Raw genomic sequence first — 18728 nt, forward strand, 5'->3', positions numbered from 1 at the left:
AAGTTCGCCAATCAAGCGAACTACTGTCTTCTCGGCAAACCCTGGGATACTCAAAAGAATTTTGAATTCCGGTAAGGGTTTTGCCAATTGGATCATCTGCTTGATAATCTGATCTTTGAGCGCCGAAAGCTTAGCTACCTGGCTAGCATTATATTGGGTTTGCACAACTACTGGAGAGTTACCGGCATCGCCTGGATAGGAGCCTTGACCGAGTTTCAAGAGCTTAATCGCTGTGGCTTTTACTTTGGGTTTAGAGATGTGGTCGTTGAACTCAAGTAACTGACCACTGACAATTTCTGGCGTCAGTTCAAGTAAGCAGTCAGGATGTGGGTAGGCTTGAACAATATCCCAATAGAATTTTCCCGTTGGCTTTCCCAGAACGGTTTCTACTTCTGGAAAACTTAGCTGTAAGCTACGGTGTAGCCGGTTTTTCATGCGCACTAGGTCTGAGTTGATTTCCGTGTAGAAACGACTTAAATTCAGTAAATCACGGTAAATTGGATCCTGGCAGTAAGTCAGCCGTCGCTTGAAAATCAATTGCGTTTGTGCCAAATGGAGCGCATCGTTCTTATCAGTCTTGCGAGTGCGCAAACCATCTAATTGCTTTTTTGCGGCCAATGGATTGAGTTGGGTATACCGATAGTGTTTTTCATCCAAGAAGCGTTTGAGGCGCTGTGAGTACACGCCAGTGGCTTCAAAGACAATCTGCGGATTGCGGTAATCCTGCAAATGTTTAAAGAGTTCTTGAAAACCAAACCAATCATTTTTGATCACCGACTGCCACACGGTGGTGTCGTCGTTAATTACGGCGACGCTTGAATTAGCTTTGCTGACATCGATACCGAATACAATTGCCATTACGAACACCATCCTTTAGGCTTTTTTACGTGAATGCACCATCATTCTAATTTTCAATACCCGACCTTTAGGCCAACAGACTACGAACAGATTCTCTGATGGTGCGGTGAAGTTGCCATTTTTTTAAACGACGTCTAGCGCCAAAAAAAGCCACGACATATCAACTTCACTACCACTTTACGCCAAAACGAAAGTGGTGAGGAAAGATTCCGTCGAATCATTTCTCACCACTAAGGTTAGTCTGTTTTTTGCGTTCACTTCGCTTTCCCCCTGGTACAACCATGACGGTAATTCTGGTTACTACCCTGTAAAAGAAGGTTGTGACGCCGGCATCAGATGAACCATGTTACAACGGCTTCAAATGTAAAAATTGTCTGCTAGTGTGCCAGAGCAACAGGCTATTGTGGTCGCCATTCAACGTTTAGTTATTGACCTGCGCAATGTAGGCGTGAATGAGCCAAATTTAGGCTCAGCCGTGGGATTTTCCATGTGGTCTTCTTGGAAAATGGCGACTTTGAAACACGGATCGTGCGGTTCAAAGCGAGCTGGTAGACCGCTTCACAGGCTACTGGCGTCCTTCCCACAGCGTTCCGGCCTAAATTTGGCGAACGGTAAGCCGGCAGGTCTAAACAATGTCGCCAATACCTTTAGCGACCAAATAAAAACCAGCTACCTCCCCGTAAGGACGTCGCTGGTCACAATAAAATTTAAGCCGTAGCTTCTTCACGCAAATGTTTCGCGTAATCGTTAATCTTCCGCAAGCGGTGATTGATCCCCGACTTGGAAATCGGGCCACCAGGTACCAGGTCACCCAACTCTTTCAAGCTGACTTCTTGGTGAGCCATCCGGGCTTCAGCCACCTCACGCAGTTTGATTGGCAACTGGCCTAAGCCAACCGTTGCTTGAATAAACTGAATATTGTCGAGTTGGCGAGTCGAGGCGTTGGCCACCTTGTCCATGTTGGCGTTCTCACAGTTGACCAGGCGATTGACCGAATTCCGCATGTCCCGCATGATTCGGACATCTTCAAACCGCAACATGGCCGTCGTCGCGCCAATTAACGATAAGAAATCGGCAATCTTTTCGGCACCCTTCAGGTACGTGATGTAGCCACTCCGCCGCACGATGGTCCGTGCATTCAGGTCGTAGCGGTTCATCATTTCCGCAATCATCTGGTTATGTTCCTCGTATAGTGAGTAGATTTCCAAATGATACCGGCTGGTTTCGGGATTATTCACGGAGCCACCGGCCAAAAAGGCGCCGCGCAGGTAAGAACGCACCCGCATGTCATCGTTTAAAATATCATCGGGAACGGACTCCAGGAGTTGCATCCCGTCAAAAATACCTAAGTCGGACAAGACTTCCGTGACGCCGGTCTTGACCCGCACAATGTACAGGTTATTTTTCTTTAATTTCATCTTCCGCCGGACCAGCAGTTCACTCTCTAAGTCATAGAACTGTTTGAGTAACTGATACATGCGCCGGGCAATTGCCGGGTTTTCCGTCTGCACGTTCAAGACGAAATGGTGGTTCGCTAGCCCTAGGGCACCGTTCATCCGGATCAACGCAACCAATTCGGCTTTCGCGTTTTCCCGGTGAACCTCCAGGGTGGTTAATTCTTTCTTGACTTCACTGGCGTACGACACCGTTAAGGCCTCCGTTTCGTTCGATAACGCGGCTGACCACTGAGGTTCAAGAGTTCATGTACGACCTCTTGCCCGTTATGAAACGCCCCGTTATCGCGTAATTGTAAAAAGTCGGTCGAAATGACTCGGCACCCCTGATCACGGAGTCCCTGAAAGTCATGCCGAACGGGCTGAGACATTTCGTCCCAACGCTGGTAATCGATGTATTGGTCAGGCACCTTGCGGGTGTTGACCAAGACGGTATCAATAAAGTTAGCTTTCAAATGTTCATTCAAGACCCGCACATGATCGGCATCGGTAAAGTTTTCCGTTTCGCCCTTTTGCGTCATGATATTGCAAATATAGACGACCTCGGCAGAACTTTCCCGAACGGCATCCCCCACGCTCTTGATCATCAAATTGGGCAGGATGCTGGTAAATAAGCTCCCGGGTCCCAAGACAATCTGGTCGGCGTTCATGATGGCGTCAATCACGGGTTGAACGGCTTGCGGTTGCTGATGATGGTCACTGGTTTCGACCCACACCCGCTTGATCAGCTTGTGGGCTGCCGTAATTTCCGACTCACCACTCAGCGTACTGCCATCGGCGAACTGCGCGTGTAGCTCCAGGGGTTCATTAGCCGCCGGATAAATGTGCCCGTTGACCCGCATTAACTGCGACAACTCCTGAACGGCATCAAAAATACCGCCCTTCATTTCCGACAAGGCGGCGATGATTAAGTTGCCAATAGCGTGGCCAGCGAAAAAATCATCCGTCGTTTCAAACCGGTACTGAAAAAGTTCTTTGTAAATTCCTGGGACTTCCGCTAACGCCACCATAACGTTACGAATATCTCCAGGCGGCACAACGTTTACGTAATGCCGAATGATACCGGAGGACCCCCCGTCATCAGCAACGGTGACTACCGCGGTAATGTCCACATCCTGATCGCGTAAGTTACGCAGGATGACTGGTAGCCCCGTGCCCCCGCCAATAACCACAATCTTGGGCCGGCGGCTGTTCATTAGCTCTCTCATGATCGATTAGCGGACTCCTTTCGTTTATTAATATCCCGGTGGGTGACGTGCACGGGGTATCTATCCCCGAGCGCCTTTCCAATACGTTGCGTTAAGGCAACCGAACGATGTTGACCACCAGTGCAGCCAATCGCAATCGTCAGGCTGGACTTGCCCTCTTGCTTGTAGCCCGGCACAATCGCTGTCAAAAGCCCCAAAAAGCGTTCGTAAAAGTCTTCCGTCTGCGGTTGACTCATCACGTAGTCGTAAACGGGCTGATCCAGGCCAGTTTGTTCCCGCAATTCTGGTAAGTAATACGGATTCGGTAGGAAACGCACGTCCATCACAATGTCTGCATCAATCGGCAAGCCGTATTTGAAGCCAAACGACATAATCTCAATGTGAAAGGTGTGGGTCGATTCCGTTTCATAGTTATGGAAAATTTCTTCCCGCAATTTACGCGGACTTAATTTCGTGGTATCAATGACCAATTGCGCGGCCTGACGAATCGGTGCCAGTAGGGTCCGTTCACGCTGGATGCCTTCCATGACCCGGCCGTTACGGGCCAAGGGGTGGGAACGGCGGGTTTCCTTGTAGCGGGAAACCAGTTCCTCATCGGACGCATCCAGGAACAACACCTGGGCGTTCATCGTGCCGTGAACCGCAACGTCATTGAGCATCCGGACGATTTCATCGTAGAAGGCGCGCGAACGGAGGTCAATGACCAGGGCAATCTTGGACAATTTGCCCGACTCGCGCACCAGATCCCAAAATTTTGGTAGCAGCGAAGGCGGCATATTATCAATACAAAAGTAGCCTAAATCTTCAAAGCTTTGCATGGCAACGGTCTTCCCGGCACCACTCATTCCGGTGATAATCACCAGCCGAATATCTTCTGTCATGGCTCTCCTTTGCTCCTTTTCGAAAACAATCTTTATGCAGTATAACACACCGGGTGTGTCTTTTCCTAACGTTTCTCTTGAATTGACGCAATTTTGGAAGCCGAGCGTGCTTTCATTGTGAAACTGGCCGCGAGGAGTCGGCGTTCAGGGATGCTTTCCCCGTCCCGACAACGTTTGGGACCATCCGCTGGCAACTATTAAGAAAGGTTAAAGTCTACAGTTTCTGGGTTACAAAAAGCGTCGCCGGTTAACAGCCACGCTTTCTAAAAGCTTAATCGTGAACTAAAGATTGAAACTTAATTTGGCGCCGTAACAAGCTACATTGTAGGGATATAACGCTGGATATTGGCTATGTTGTCTAAACCTACCCACTGCGTTCGCCAAATTTAGGCTGGAACGCGGTGGGTACGGCGCCGGTAGCCTGGAGGCGGTCTGCCAACTCGCGGCTGAGCCCAAATTTGGCTCACTCACGTCTACATAGACAGTGACCGATTATCGTGGACAGAGATTGGTAGGTCAGCGATGATTACATCATTTTCATGGTAAAAAACAATCATAACCGGAGGACCGCTCCCCAGGCCGCAGGCGGTCCCCATAGCAGCCGGAATCTCTGGCAGCCGCAGGTGGTCATTAACCACTAACTTTGTGGATCAAATTCCTGTTAGCTGGGCCGTTTTAGGCTCTTTTGCACTTCCAACGCCTAATCGTAAAGTAATTCGTCTGGCCGCACTGTATGGTACAGCGAGAAGCCGCCGTCTAGATTCACCACGTCAAAGCCATGCTGTTTCAAGATTCGCTCGGCAACATAGCTGCGATGGCCGCTCTGACAACTGACGATGTACGCCTGCTCGGGATTCAATTCGCTCAGTCGGTCGCGGAGCTGGTCCAGTGGCAAGCTTCGTGACTCTGGAAAGTAGCCTTGCGCCAGTTCATCTGGATTGCGAACGTCAATCAGCTGACGGCCAGCGACCTCGTTTTCCTGGAGGTCATACCACTGAATGTTCTCACTGATGCCTTCAACCACATTCAAGGCCGCGTACCCTAACAGGTTAACGGGATCCTTCGCAGAACCAAACGGTGGCGCATAGGACAATTCCAGTTCTGGCAAATCGGCCACCGTTAACCGTCCCTTGATGGCCGTCGCTAGCACGTCAATACGCTTGTCCACGCCAGCCGGACCGACGCCTTGCGCACCGTATATTTTACCGGAAGTCGGATCAAACAGAAGTTTTAACAACAGCGTCTGGCTTCCGGGAAAATAGGACGCATGGTCATCACCACTCACGTGAACGGCCTTGTACGGCAATCCCTGGTTGCGCAGGTCCGCCTCGTTCAAGCCGGTAACCGCCGCCGTCACCCCAAATGCACGAACAATGGCGGTCCCAATACTGCCACGGTTCTGGCGCGGATAACCAGCGACGTTATCCGCCACTTGGCGCCCCTGCCGATTAGCGGGCGATGCCAGCGAAATCTGCGCAGATTGGCCACTCAGCGTCTGGGTCACCTCAATAGCATCCCCGGCGGCGTAAACGTCCGGCAAGCTCGTCTGATAATGCTCGTCCACGATGATTCCCCCGTGGTCGCCCAATTGCACGCCACTACTAGCCAGAAAATCCGTTGCAGGCCGAACGCCCACTGCCATCAGGGTCAAATCCGTTTTGAGTTCCGTTTCGTCGTCCAAAATGAGGAGCCGACCGGCCTGGCGGAAACCCTTCACAGCGTGGTTTTTAATAATCCGAATATCATGGGCAACCAGTTCAGCTTCAACACCGGCAGCCATTTCTTCATCGAGTGGCGGCAGGATGTGGGCTTTCTGTTCAATAATCGTGACGGCTAGGCCGCGTTGTCGTAATGCCTCTGCCATTTCCAAGCCGATGAAACCGCCGCCAACCAAGGTGACCTGACGTGCGGCAGTGGTACTCAGCCGGGCCATAATTTGGTCCAGGTCCGGAATATTGTGCAGGACAAAGACGTTGGTCGCCTTCTCTAAGCCTGGCAAGTCGGGCATCACCGGCTTCGCACCGGGCGCTAAAATCAATCGGTCATACGACAGTGTCGCCAAACCAGCGGGTTGCTGGACCTGCACAGTGTGTGACACGGGATCGACCGCCATCACCTGATGATTGACCCGCACGTCGATGTTAAAGCGCTGTTTGAGTTTCGCCGGCGTCTGGACTAGCAGATCATCCTTGGCCGCAATTTCACCAGAGAGGTAGAACGGTAAACCACAGGTTGCGAACGATACGAAGGGCCCCTGCTCCAACACGATAATTTCAGCGTTTTCATCCAAACGGCGTAACCGGGTTGCCGCTGACATGCCGGCTGCGACGCCACCCACTATCACGATTTTCATCTGTATACTGCTCCTTTCAAAGACACCCGTAAACATTTTTCCGCAAAAAGAAAAGCCGGTGAACGTTGACGCTTCACCGACCCATTTTCAAATTAAGACCGACTGCGGGCAATCGCAATCCAAATGGCGTTGACGCCAAAAACTGCGAAGAACACCGCAATCAACACGTTTAAGGACAGCGCTGCGGCAATCGGGTGCACGAACAGCAGGATCCCCACAATCAGGGTCACAATGTCCAAAATAACCGACAGCCAGAACCATACGCCACCAATGCTGCGCAAATGACTAGCAACCAGTAAGCGTTCAACGGAATCAAAAATGAACCACAGAGCAAATAAATATCCCAGGGTAACAATGGCACTGTTCATATCAAAGAAGAACACCACGGCAATCAGGATGTCTAGCACCCCAAAGACCAACGCAAAATTGGCCCGTAAGCCGGTTGCTTCGTGGAGTTTCTTGTAGCCCGCAATCGTGGTCAACCCACTGAGCAGAGCCATAAAAGCAAAGATAATAGCTAATCCGGTGAGACCGATCTTAGGTGAGCGCATTAAACCAAACGCGGCAACGATAAACAAAATGCCGAGAATGAACTCGCCCCAGTCAAAACCCCAGCGGGATCGATTCATATTAAACATATCTGCATCTCCTCACAACTCCAGCCAAGTGGCGACCGGTTTTCAACCATTGTACTGGTTTTTCAGCCCGGCGACAAGTTCCACCTGCATTAGAAGGGCGTCCAAACCGTGAATAGTCAACGATACTCCCCTCTGTAACATTTTGATGACTGCTGGTTGTGCACTAAAGAGTGGAAGCCGAAATATCGGCAGCACTGTCTAAACCTGCCGGCTTACCGTTCGCCAAATTTAGACCGGAACGCTGTGGGCAGGACGCTGGCAGCCTGAGAATCGGTCTGCCAGCTCGCTTTGAACCGCCTAACCCGCGTTTCAAAGTCGCCATTTTCCAAGCTGAACACTTGGAAAATCCCACGGCTGAGCCTAAATTTGGCTCACTCACGCCTACATAGACGAAGGTCAATTATTCTTGACAAACGTTGCCAGTCCAACGATGATCACATCAATGTCATATTGTAGAAAAATCTTAACCGAACGAGGACAGAGATGGCCGTACCTGAGACAACGGTATTTGTTGGAAACCAGCTTGCGGTGTGACGTGTTTGGCTACAGACAGGCCCCTCAGACCTCAGGTGGTGAATTATAACTAATCTTTTTAGCTGGGGCTTTCTAGACCTTCTGAACTTTCAAACTTTACTATGCACAAAAATGGCCCAACGGTCATCCTCAGACAACCGCTACGCCATTTTGCTTACTTATTTTTCGTCTTCTTTAGTTCGAATCGTATCGCGCGTCAAGACGGGCTTCAGGTACTGCCCGGTATAGCTGTTGGCAACTTCTGCCAACTCTTCCGGCGTCCCCGTTGCAACCACGTTACCACCCGCTTCGCCACCTTCAGGACCTAAGTCGATCAGATGATCCGCCGTCTTAATGACGTCCAGGTTATGTTCGATGACCAAGACCGTGTTACCCTTGTCCACTAGGCGGTGGAGCACCGTCAACAGGCGTTTGATATCATCCGTATGCAGCCCAGTCGTGGGTTCATCCAGGATGTAGAAGTTCTTTCCGTTCTGTTGCTTGTGCAACTCGGAAGCCAACTTCATCCGTTGGGCTTCCCCACCGGACAAGGTCGTCGCTGGTTGGCCTAATTTGACGTAGCCCAGTCCAACGTCCTGAATCGTCTGCAACTTCCGGGTAATCTTCGGAATGGCGTCAAAGAACTTCAGGGCCTCACTGACCGTCATGTTCAAGACATCAGAGATGTTCTTCCCCTTGTATTCGACTTCCAGGGTTTCGGAGTTGTACCGGGTACCATGACAGACCTCACAAGGCACGTAAACGTCCGGCAAGAAGTTCATTTCAATCTTCAAAATCCCATCACCGTGGCAGGCTTCACACCGACCACCCTTGGTGTTGAAACTGAAACGGCCCTTCTGGTACCCCCGCAGTTTGGCATCGTTGGTCTGAGCAAACAGGGTCCGCACGTCGTCAAAAACACCGGTGTAGGTTGCGGGATTACTCCGCGGTGTCCGGCCAATCGGACTCTGGTCAATGTCCACCAAGCGTTCGATGTTCTTGACACCCGCGATACTCTTGTACTTCCCAGGCTTTTCGGAATTGTTATTCAACTTCTGGGCCAACGCCCGTTTCAAAATCGTGTTGACCAACGTTGACTTACCCGATCCCGAAACACCGGTGACCACAACAAATTCTCCTAAAGGAAAATCAACCGTGATATCCTTCAAGTTGTTGGCAGCCGCACCCGTGATTCGGATGGCTTTGCCGTTTCCCGTCCGCCGTTCTAAAGGTACCGGAATGTATTTCTTACCGGCTAAATACTGGCCCGTCAAAGATTTCCGCGAACGCATCACTTGCTTCGGCGTGCCGGCAGCCATCACGTGCCCCCCGTTTTCACCGGCACCTGGGCCAATGTCCACGATGTAATCCGCTGCTCGCATGGTATCTTCATCATGCTCAACAACGATTAACGTGTTCCCGAGGTCACGCATCTGCTTCAAGGACGCAATCAGTCGGTCGTTGTCCCGTTGGTGCAGCCCAATTGAGGGTTCATCCAAAATGTAGAGCACCCCGGACAGGTTAGACCCAATTTGCGTGGCCAACCGAATCCGCTGCGCTTCCCCACCAGACAACGTCCGGGCGGAACGACTCAACGTCAGATAATCCAATCCCACGTTACGCAGGAAGGTTAACCGATCGCGGATTTCCTTTAAAATGGGTTGGGCAATGACTTGGTCCTGTTCACCAAAAGTTAGGTCCTGGAAAAAGCCCAATTCCTTTTCGACGGGCAAATCAGAGACGGCACCAATGTGTTGATGATTAATTTGGACACTCAAGGCTTGGCGATTCAACCGGTACCCGTGACAGGTCTGGCAAGTCAGTTCCGTCATGTATTTCCGCATGACATCGCGGGTGAAATCACTGTTCGTCTCGTGGTAGCGCCGGTCAATGTTGGGGATGACCCCTTCAAATTCGACGTCAACGTCGCGCACGCCACCGAAGTCATTTTCGTAGTGGAAGTGGAACTCTTTGCCTTGAGACCCATAGAGCACTAATGCCTGGTCCGCCTTAGAGAGCTTCTCAAACGGCGTATCCATATCGATGTCAAATGCCGCACAGGCCTGTTCCAGCAATGCTGGATAATATTGGGAACTGATGGGGTTCCAAGGCTCCAAGGCCCCTTCACGCAGCGTCTTAGTCTTGTCAGGAACCACTAGATCTAAGTCGACTTCTAGCTTGACGCCCAGCCCATCACAGTCGGGGCAAGCCCCAAATGGCGCATTAAAGGAGAAGAGCCGGGGTTCCAGCTCACCGACCGTAAAGCCACAGACGGGACAAGCGTAATGTTCGGAAAAAATCATCGGCTCGCCGTCGATCAAATCAGCAATCGCATAGCCCCCGCTTAACCGCAGCGCGGCTTCAAAGGAATCAAACAGGCGGGAACGAATCCCCTGCTTGACCACTACCCGGTCGATCACAATCGCAATATCGTGGTTCTGATTCTTATTTAATTCAGGAACCTCGGACAAGTCCATGGTCTCACCATCGACCCGGACCCGCACGAACCCTTCGCGTTGAATTTTTTCAAAAATCTTCTTGTGTTGGCCTTTCTTACCCCGAACGATGGGCGAAAGAATTTGCATTTTGGTCCGTTCTGGCAGGGCCAGCACCTGATCAACCATCTGCTCGACACTCTGACTCGTAATCTCCGTACCGTCGTTGGGACAGATGGGTGTCCCCACCCGAGCCCAGAGCAGTCGCAAATAGTCATTGATTTCCGTCACGGTTCCCACCGTTGACCGGGGGTTCTTAGACGTGGTCTTCTGGTCAATGGAAATGGCTGGACTCAACCCGTCAATCGAATCGACGTCCGGCTTGTCCATTTGGCCCAAGAACTGACGAGCGTAGGAAGATAGACTCTCCACGTACCGCCGTTGACCTTCTGCATACAGCGTATCAAATGCTAAGGAACTCTTACCCGAACCAGAAAGGCCACTAATCACGACCAACTTATTCTTGGGAATGGTCACATCGATGTCCTTTAAGTTGTGGGCCCGCGCCCCGTGAATCACGATCTTATCGTTTGCCAAATTGAAATCTCCTCACTCGCCTAATCACCGATTTCGGTCTTCATATCCATAATTGTATCCCGCAATGACGCAGCCTGCTCGAAGTCCAACTTCTTGGCAGCGGCACGCATTTCGTCTTCCAACCGGACAATTAATTTTTCTTGATCTTCCTTGGTCATATCTTCAAAGTCACTGGCCACGAAGTCGTCCTTTTCATCCGGATTGTCGTTCTTCTTGGAAACGGCAATCAGATCCCGGATTGGTTTAATAATCGTGGTTGGGGTAATCCCGTGCTTCTTGTTATAAGCAATTTGAACTTCCCGTCGCCGGGCCGTTTCATCCATCGCGGCCTGCATCGAATCAGTCGTTTTATCCGCGTACAAAATGACGTGGCCGTGGGAGTTCCGGGCCGCCCGCCCAATCGTTTGAATCAGCGAGCGTTCGTTCCGTAAGAACCCTTCCTTGTCGGCATCCAAGATGGCAATCAGGGACACTTCTGGAATATCGATACCTTCCCGCAACAGGTTGATGCCGACCAAGACATCGTACTTACCTAATCGCAAGTCACGCATGATTTCCGTCCGCTCAAGGGTCTTGATGTCCGAGTGTAAATAGGCCACCTTGATGCCCAGATCCTTCAGATAATCCGTCAAATCTTCAGACATTTTCTTGGTCAGCGTCGTCACAAAGGTCCGTTCATTCTTCTCGACGCGGGCGTTGATTTCGCCCACCAGGTCATCCATTTGACCCATGATCGGCCGCACCTCAATGGTCGGATCCAATAAGCCAGTTGGCCGAATGATCTGTTGCACCACGTGATCCGTCTGTTCCATTTCGTAAGGTCCTGGTGTGGCAGACATGTAAACCACTTGGTTGATGTGCTTTTCGACTTCGTCTAGCTTGAGTGGTCGGTTATCCAGTGCACTGGGCAGCCGGAAGCCGTAATCGACCAACTGTTGTTTCCGGGCACGGTCACCGTTGTACATCCCCCGTACTTGGGGCATGGTCACGTGAGACTCATCGACCACCATCAGGAAGTCTTTCGGGAAGAAATCCAGTAGCGTATACGGTGGTTCGCCAGCCTTCCGACCATCCATCCACCGCGAATAGTTTTCGATACCACTGGTATAACCCATTTCACGCATCATTTCCAAATCATAGGTCGTCCGTTGCTTGAGGCGTTGGGCCTCTAGCAACTTACCGTCACCTTCTAGCTCAGCCAGCCGATCTTTCAATTCACCTTCGATGCCGGCCGTGGCACTCGCCATGATATCATCGTTGGTCATGAAGTGGGTCGCTGGGAAAATGGCCACGTGCTCGCGATCCCCCACAATCTCACCGGTTAGGGCATCCACTTCACGAATCCGGTCAATCTCGTCGCCAAAAAATTCAATCCGCAGCGCCCGTTCATCACGAGACGCTGGGAAGATTTCAACGACGTCCCCGTGAACCCGGAAACGGCCCCGCTGGAAGTCATAGTCGTTACGTTCAAATTGAATGTTGACCAGTTTACGCAACAGCGCGTCACGCTCAATCTCCTGGCCCACGCGCAAAGAAACCACGTGATTCTTATATTCAGTAGGATCCCCCAACCCAAAGATGGAGGACACGGAAGCAACCACAATGACATCGTTCCGTTCAAGCAGAGAACTGGTCGCAGAGTGCCGCAGTTTGTCGATTTCATCGTTAATGGACGAGTCCTTCTCGATGTACGTATCACTCGAAGGCACGTACGCCTCAGGCTGGTAGTAATCATAGTAACTCACAAAGTACTCCACCGCGTTGTTCGGGAAAAATTGTTTAAATTCCCCATACAGCTGTCCTGCCAAGGTTTTGTTATGCGACAACACCAGAGTTGGCTTGTTGACGTTCTTAATGACGTTAGAAATTGTGAACGTCTTCCCCGTCCCGGTAGCTCCCAGCAGAATCTGGGCCTTCTCTCCCGATTCAATACCGTTGGTGAGTTGCCGAATGGCCTCGGGTTGATCCCCGGTCGGTTGGTATTTTGACACCAAATCAAACTTACGATCCGTCTGTCGATCAATCATGAATGGTAACCTCCCTACTTCATTTATACATTATCTTTAATATTTCGTGCCAATCGCAAAAAGAGTTTGGACGTAAATCCAAACTCATTACGCTCAAATATTTTACCATACCGAACATACTTTCGCCAGTTTCGCGACTTATCTAAAATTTGTCCTGGTAAATTGTTACGTTGGCCACGCGTTCACCCTTGACCACCGCCGTTGTCTGCATGGCCGCCAGCCCCAGGTCTTCCCAGAACTGTTTCATTTGGCGGTCACCCATAAAGACACTCAGTTGCAGCTGCACGGCGTCAGCGGCCTGCAGCGTCGTCACCAAGCTATGGTAAAACGCGGCGGAGTCGGCCGGCGCTAAGTCCTTAGCTGGCAACCACATCCCTAACCAGACCAGACTTGGCAACGGATAATCGATAATCAAGTCGACCAATACCTGCAACTCACCGTTCTGGAAAACGCCCAGGTAGGCTTTCTGTTCGGGCTGCGCGTTCAGTGGCAGATCCGTAACGTCCTGAATGGCTTCCTGGCGGGTAACGGGATGATCCTGAAAGTGGTCGAAATACTCCGGATGACTTGCCTGGAACTGATAGATCAGCTCATCATCGTTATGGGTCAATGGCCGGACTTCGGCGCCCGTCAGGCGTTCATTCCAAACTTCTGCTAACTTCATTGGGCATTATCCTCCAATAATTTATCTGTGAGTTGCGCCAGCTTCTGCCGGTCACTGAAGTCTGCCGCCAGCATTTCCGGTAGAACGGACGCGAGGAAGTACTGGACACAGGCCATCTGATTAAATTGTAAAATTGTAGTTAAACTTTCCCGGTAAATTTCAGTGAAGACGGGTTCCGGATTTCCCTTTTGGATTTCGCCAAAGGATTCGTACAGCAAGTCGACCTTGTCCGCCACTGACAGAATTTGACCTTCCAGCGTGTCATCCTTGCCTTCGCCGAGCCGCCGGGTATAAGCGGCTTGGAACTGTTCGGGGATCTCATTTTTAATAAAATTGGCGGTCAAGGACGTCTCGACGTCGGCCAACATTTGCCGCAGCTGCGGGGTAGCGTACTTGACTGGCGTTTTGATGTCGCCAATGAAGCGCTCCGTGTAATCGTGGTTCAACGCCTTTTCGTAGAGGAGCCGCCACTTAACCTCGTGGCCAGCCTGTTCCTCAACGTCACCCAGAAATTGCGCAACTTCGGCCACCTTAAACGAGTGGGCCGCCACGGAATGTTGTTCGAATTTGAAGTAGCCTGGTGCCCGGTCAATCGTTTCCAAATCACTCAAGCTCTGTAAAAATTGATTCATACCCATCAGTCAGTTCAGCTCCTTCAATTTTTCTGCGTTGCTTTAACGGTCGTGGCTACCCTCAGCTGTCTGTGACTGCACGAATGGCCAGGCCGTTATTTCCAACGCAACTCATGTTCCTTTCAGCTTAACACTCTTTCCGGTGTGAATTCACCTAATGCGCTCTAACTCGAGATTGAAAGTTCCAAAATACTTAATCTGGTCCAGCCAACAATAATTAAAACCACTAAATTAGTCGATGTCGACCACCTGCGGCTGCCAGAAATTCCGGCGTCTGTGGGGACCGCCTGCGGCCTGAGGTGCGGTCCTCCGGCTCGGTTTGGAGTCTAAAAAAATTCGTCAGTCTCCAAACACGTCCCACGCTGTAAGCTGGTTCCCAGCTAACACCGTCGACACAGCTACCTCCATCTCTGTCCTTCTCCGGTTATGATTGGTTTTTACCATGAAATTGATGTAATTATCGCTGACCTAGCAATGTTTGTCTACGATAATTGACTACTGCTTATGTAGACGTGAGTGAACCAAATTTAGACTCAGCCCTGGGAGTTGTCCGACGGCTTTAGATTGTCAAAACGTGCGCCAGATCTAGACAGCGGTCAACCTACAAAAAATCGCGTCATTCATCCAAGCTACTTGGATTGAATCACCCGACTGGTAAGCATTTCATTAGTAATCCATGCATTTCCACTGCCAACAGCCTTGGCGCGATCATACTTCCGCCAGAGGTAGTAGTACTGACAATTATCGCCAAAGATTATCAGCAATGATGTTGCCAAATGACATCACCGTTAGCCCCCAGCCTGAGCCCATCAAGACAAAGACCACTAGTATCAAGCAATAAATACTGACAACCAAGGTATTCATGCAAGCATTGTGCACCCGTAGCGCCACCGCCTTCTCTCGCTCATCATCAACGAAGTAAAGCCCCGTGCACGTCTTCCCACCCAGCCGTTTTGACATGTACCAACTGAACCCTCCCAGGTTTGCGGTGATTAGGACGACAACAATCAGGCTCAGCCAGGACGGCATCTTTACCCAAAACAGAATGCCTAAAATGACGATCGTTAGGTTATTGCTCCAAAAAGATAAGCGAATAATTTTTTGTACGCGTGTTATTTTGTTTCCTTCTCCGCCCGATAGTCAAATAGCGTGTCAACCGTGGTATTTAAGACGTCCGCCAACTTAAAGGCCAACGTCAGGGATGGGTCGTATTTATCGTTTTCAATCGCGTTGACAGTTTGCCGCGTCACCTTTGTCAACTCAGCTAATTCTGCCTGTGATAATTTTAATTTCTTGCGACGAACAGCAATACTATTCCGCATCGTTTTCACCCTCTTAATGTCAAAAAATCTTGACACTTATAGTAAAACATATTTGACATGAGATGTAAATAGTTTTTGACATCTCGGCCTAGCGAGCTGTCCTAAAACCTGATCAAACAAAAAGCGAGAACCACCGCAACGGGCAGTTCTCGCTCTGAATAACGTGATTTAGTTAGATGAGGTAGCTGTGGACTTCAGGCTTTCAATATAGTTGAAAGTACCTTGGCCCGCAATCCCGCCATCGCCGACAGCCGTCGTGATTTGACGGAGATCTTTTTGCCGAACGTCACCAATCGCAAACAGCCCAGGAACAGCCGTCCGCATGTGTTCGTCCGTCTTGATCCAACCGGCATCGTCCGTGATACCCAAGCCAGTAAAGGCATCGGTCATTGGCAACGTCCCCACGTAAATGAAGACACCGCTCACGGCTTTTTCACCGGTCTCGCCGGTCTGATTGTTCTTGGTTGCAACGCCGGTCACCTTCATGTCGTCACCTAAGATTTCGGTAACGCTGGTGTTCCAAACGAATTCGATCTTCTCGTTGGCAAATGCCCGGTCCTGTAAAATCTTCTGTGCCCGCAGTTGGTCACGACGCACGAAGATGGTTACTTTGGACGCTAAACCTGCCAAGTAAAGCCCTTCTTCAACAGCGGAATCACCACCACCAATGACGGCAACTTCGCGGTTCTTGAAGAACGCACCATCGCAGACCGCGCAGTAGGACACGCCCCGGCCACCAAATTTATCTTCACCGGGAACTCCCAGCTTCTTGTACTCGGAACCCGTCCCAATAATTACGGCCTTGGCGGAGTAATCACCATCGTCGGTCTTGACAACCTTGTGGTCACCATGATCCTCAATAGTTTCGACACTGCCGTACGCAAATTCAGCCCCAAATTGGGTGGACCCATCGTACATGTCTTTTGCCAAATCTGGTCCGAGAACGGACTTGAAACCAGGATAGTTTTCAATGGCAGCCGTGTTGTTCATTTGGCCACCGTAAATGCCCCGATCCAACATTAAAACGGACAGGTTGGCCCGTGAAGCGTACAGTGCGCCCGTCATACCACCGGGTCCAGCACCGATTACAATTACATCATAATTCTTCAAGCGTAACGCTCCCTTCCACTCTTGCCTTGATGATAGCCCCTACTTTACTATTAAAAAGTAAGTTTGTCACCTATTTTGCCTTGGGGGCCTTCTCGTCAGCCTTGGCCAGCTTCGCACCTAATTCTTTGATGTAGGCGCGCAACTGATCCTTGGTTTCTGGATGATTCAAGCCGTATTCGATGTTCGTTTGAATCCAGCCAAATTTATTGCCAACGTCATACCGCTTGCCCTTGTATTCGTGGGCAAACACCCGTTGCGTCTTGTTTAAATTATCAATCGCATCGGTCAACTGGAGTTCATTTCCCAAACCGACTGGCGTATTCTCTAAGGCTTCAAAAATTTCTGGGGTAAACAAGTACCGTCCAATAATGGCCAAGTCACTTGGGGCTTCGTCTGGTTCGGGCTTTTCCACAAAGTTCGTCACGTTGTAGAGTCCTGGCGCGGTTTCTTCAGAAGGATTGATGACACCATACTTAGCCGTGTCCTTGTGTGGTACCCGCATAACGGCCAACGTTGAGGCGCCGGTTTCTTCGTAGCGGTCGATCAGTTGCTTGGTTAAAGGCACCTTGCTGTCGGTCATGTCATCGCCCAGCATCACAATGAAGGGTTCGTCGCCGATGAAGGCCTTGGCAGTCAACACGGCATCCCCCAAACCACGTGGGTAGGGTTGGCGAATAAAGTAAAGGTTCATGCCGGTGGTCTCTTGGACCTGGCGCAGGAGCTCATCTTTGTGCTTGGCTTCCAAGTTGGCTTCCAATTCAGGATTGGAATCAAAGTGGTCTTCAATTGAACGCTTGGATTTGCCATCAACGATCACGATGTCTTCGATGCCTGACTTGCGGGCTTCCTCAACGATAAATTGAATCGTTGGCTTGTCCACGATGGGTAACATTTCCTTGGCTAAAGCCTTGGTGGCTGGTAAGAAACGGGTGCCCAAGCCCGCTGCTGGAATCACTGCTTTTCTAACTTTTCTCATAATATAAAATCCTTCCTCGTATCCCCAGAATTTTAAAACTCAGAGCGACCTTCGCGTTGCATCAAATCAGAAATTGCTTGGCGAATATCTTTGCCCTCGTAAATGACTTGGTAAATGGCTTCCGTGATTGGCATGGAAACGCCACGTTCACGGGAAAGTTCGTAGGCAGCCTTGGTCGTAGCCAACCCTTCAATCACCATCCCCATGTGGTTGATGACGTCATCTAAGGCTTCACCCTTACCCAGTTCATCGCCGGCCCGCCAGTTCCGTGAATTAGAACTCGTGGCCGTCACGATAATATCGCCGACACCGGACAGGCCGATGAAGGTCATGGGGTCAGCACCAAACGACGTTCCGAGGCGAGAAATTTCGGCTAACCCCCGCGTCATCAGCGCGGCCTTAGCATTGTCGCCGTAACCCAGTCCGTGTAAAGCACCGGCACCAAGCGCGATGATGTTCTTCAGTGCGGCCCCAATTTCAACCCCAATGACGTCGGGGTTGGTGTAAACCCGGAAGTACGGCGTCATGAATAAATGCTGTACGTATTTAGCAGCATCGGGACTGGTACTGGCCGCAGTGACCAGGGTAATGTCCTTGCGCGCAACGTCCTCAGCGTGACTGGGGCCGGATAACACGGTGACCGCTTGCCGGTTAGCTGCTGGAATTTCTTCTTCCAGAACTTGAGACAGGCGCTTGTACGTCTTCTGTTCGATTCCTTTGCTGGCATGGATCAGTTCTGGCTTCAGGTTTTTCGCTTTTAAGATTTCAGCCACTTGACCCGCAACGGAACGAATCGCTTTAGTTGGCACCACAAACAAAATGGCATCAACGTTGTCCAGGGCACTCGCTAAATCAGAGTAAGCCACTAACGACGGAGAAAAGGTGAAATCCTTGATGTAGTGCGCGTTCGTGTGCTGCGTGTTCAACTCCTCAACTTGCTTCGGGTTGTACGACCAAAGGCGAACATCGTGGCCATTTTCATCCAAGACGCTCGCTAAGATTGATCCCCATGAACCGGCACCGAGTACTGCAATTTTCTCTGACATAGTAATGGATTCTC

At 50.6% G+C, this 18728-nt stretch carries 15 protein-coding genes; all 15 read right to left on the reverse strand.

The window, feature by feature from the left end:
• The coding region (locus tag EKM99_RS09865; RefSeq protein ID WP_164511580.1) for an IS110 family transposase at positions 1-858 on the reverse strand (858 nt) is incomplete at its 3' end.
• A gap of 707 nt (positions 859-1565) precedes the next feature.
• The gene (whiA, locus tag EKM99_RS09870; protein WP_125583255.1) at positions 1566-2504 is read right to left on the reverse strand and encodes a DNA-binding protein WhiA; all 939 of its coding nucleotides are present in this window, start codon (positions 2502-2504) and stop codon (positions 1566-1568) included.
• Between the two features lie 2 nt (positions 2505-2506).
• The gene (locus EKM99_RS09875) at positions 2507-3520 is read right to left on the reverse strand and encodes a gluconeogenesis factor YvcK family protein (protein WP_125583256.1); all 1014 of its coding nucleotides are present in this window, start codon (positions 3518-3520) and stop codon (positions 2507-2509) included.
• Positions 3517-4401, reverse strand: coding sequence for an RNase adapter RapZ (gene rapZ / locus EKM99_RS09880; RefSeq protein ID WP_125583257.1), 885 nt, complete (start codon positions 4399-4401; stop codon positions 3517-3519). The genes EKM99_RS09875 and rapZ overlap by 4 nt, the downstream gene beginning before the upstream one ends.
• A 700-nt stretch (positions 4402-5101) precedes the next feature.
• Complete coding sequence (locus EKM99_RS09885) at positions 5102-6754, reverse strand: FAD-dependent oxidoreductase (protein ID WP_125583258.1); 1653 nt, start codon at positions 6752-6754, stop codon at positions 5102-5104.
• A 92-nt stretch (positions 6755-6846) separates the two neighbouring features.
• Positions 6847-7392, reverse strand: a complete 546-nt coding sequence (locus EKM99_RS09890) for an HdeD family acid-resistance protein (RefSeq protein ID WP_125583259.1) — start codon at positions 7390-7392, stop codon at positions 6847-6849.
• A gap of 692 nt (positions 7393-8084) precedes the next feature.
• Complete coding sequence (uvrA, locus tag EKM99_RS09895; RefSeq protein WP_125583260.1) at positions 8085-10937, reverse strand: excinuclease ABC subunit UvrA; 2853 nt, start codon at positions 10935-10937, stop codon at positions 8085-8087.
• A 20-nt stretch (positions 10938-10957) separates the two neighbouring features.
• Complete coding sequence (gene uvrB / locus EKM99_RS09900; protein ID WP_125583261.1) at positions 10958-12964, reverse strand: excinuclease ABC subunit UvrB; 2007 nt, start codon at positions 12962-12964, stop codon at positions 10958-10960.
• A gap of 142 nt (positions 12965-13106) precedes the next feature.
• The gene (locus EKM99_RS09905) at positions 13107-13628 is read right to left on the reverse strand and encodes an acetyltransferase (RefSeq protein ID WP_125583262.1); all 522 of its coding nucleotides are present in this window, start codon (positions 13626-13628) and stop codon (positions 13107-13109) included.
• Positions 13625-14266 carry a YfbR-like 5'-deoxynucleotidase gene (locus tag EKM99_RS09910; protein ID WP_125583263.1) on the reverse strand — a complete coding sequence of 214 codons (642 nt, stop codon included), beginning with the start codon at positions 14264-14266 and terminating at the stop codon, positions 13625-13627. Before EKM99_RS09910 ends, EKM99_RS09905 begins: the two co-directional genes overlap by 4 nt.
• 735 nt (positions 14267-15001) lie before the next feature.
• Positions 15002-15220 carry a hypothetical protein gene (locus EKM99_RS09915; protein WP_125583264.1) on the reverse strand — a complete coding sequence of 73 codons (219 nt, stop codon included), beginning with the start codon at positions 15218-15220 and terminating at the stop codon, positions 15002-15004.
• Between the two features lie 152 nt (positions 15221-15372).
• Positions 15373-15582, reverse strand: a complete 210-nt coding sequence (locus EKM99_RS09920) for a helix-turn-helix transcriptional regulator (protein ID WP_125583265.1) — start codon at positions 15580-15582, stop codon at positions 15373-15375.
• Positions 15583-15750: 168 nt separating this feature from the next.
• Entirely contained in the window at positions 15751-16692 is a 942-nt protein-coding gene (gene trxB, locus EKM99_RS09925; RefSeq protein ID WP_125583266.1) for a thioredoxin-disulfide reductase, read from the reverse strand.
• 70 nt (positions 16693-16762) lie between these two features.
• Complete coding sequence (gene galU / locus EKM99_RS09930; RefSeq protein ID WP_125583267.1) at positions 16763-17668, reverse strand: UTP--glucose-1-phosphate uridylyltransferase GalU; 906 nt, start codon at positions 17666-17668, stop codon at positions 16763-16765.
• Between the two features lie 32 nt (positions 17669-17700).
• Entirely contained in the window at positions 17701-18714 is a 1014-nt protein-coding gene (locus EKM99_RS09935) for an NAD(P)H-dependent glycerol-3-phosphate dehydrogenase (protein WP_125583268.1), read from the reverse strand.
• Positions 18715-18728: the final 14 nt, after the last annotated feature.

The sequence above is a fragment of the Levilactobacillus cerevisiae genome (assembly GCF_003946245.1).
GTDB classification, from domain to species: Bacteria; Bacillota; Bacilli; order Lactobacillales; family Lactobacillaceae; genus Levilactobacillus; species Levilactobacillus cerevisiae.

What these genes read in the sequence shown, in the direction of transcription:
- EKM99_RS09875 (WP_125583256.1), bottom strand. Translation starts at nt 3,520, where the DNA reads ATGAGAGAGCTAATGAACAGCCGCCGGCCCAAGATTGTGGTTATTGGC.
- rapZ (WP_125583257.1), bottom strand. Translation starts at nt 4,401, where the DNA reads ATGACAGAAGATATTCGGCTGGTGATTATCACCGGAATGAGTGGTGCC.
- EKM99_RS09885 (WP_125583258.1), bottom strand. Translation starts at nt 6,754, where the DNA reads ATGAAAATCGTGATAGTGGGTGGCGTCGCAGCCGGCATGTCAGCGGCA.
- EKM99_RS09890 (WP_125583259.1), bottom strand. Translation starts at nt 7,392, where the DNA reads ATGTTTAATATGAATCGATCCCGCTGGGGTTTTGACTGGGGCGAGTTC.
- uvrB (WP_125583261.1), bottom strand. Translation starts at nt 12,964, where the DNA reads ATGATTGATCGACAGACGGATCGTAAGTTTGATTTGGTGTCAAAATAC.
- EKM99_RS09905 (WP_125583262.1), bottom strand. Translation starts at nt 13,628, where the DNA reads ATGAAGTTAGCAGAAGTTTGGAATGAACGCCTGACGGGCGCCGAAGTC.
- EKM99_RS09910 (WP_125583263.1), bottom strand. Translation starts at nt 14,266, where the DNA reads ATGGGTATGAATCAATTTTTACAGAGCTTGAGTGATTTGGAAACGATT.
- EKM99_RS09915 (WP_125583264.1), bottom strand. Translation starts at nt 15,220, where the DNA reads ATGTCAAAACGGCTGGGTGGGAAGACGTGCACGGGGCTTTACTTCGTT.
- EKM99_RS09920 (WP_125583265.1), bottom strand. Translation starts at nt 15,582, where the DNA reads ATGCGGAATAGTATTGCTGTTCGTCGCAAGAAATTAAAATTATCACAG.
- galU (WP_125583267.1), bottom strand. Translation starts at nt 17,668, where the DNA reads ATGAGAAAAGTTAGAAAAGCAGTGATTCCAGCAGCGGGCTTGGGCACC.
- EKM99_RS09935 (WP_125583268.1), bottom strand. Translation starts at nt 18,714, where the DNA reads ATGTCAGAGAAAATTGCAGTACTCGGTGCCGGTTCATGGGGATCAATC.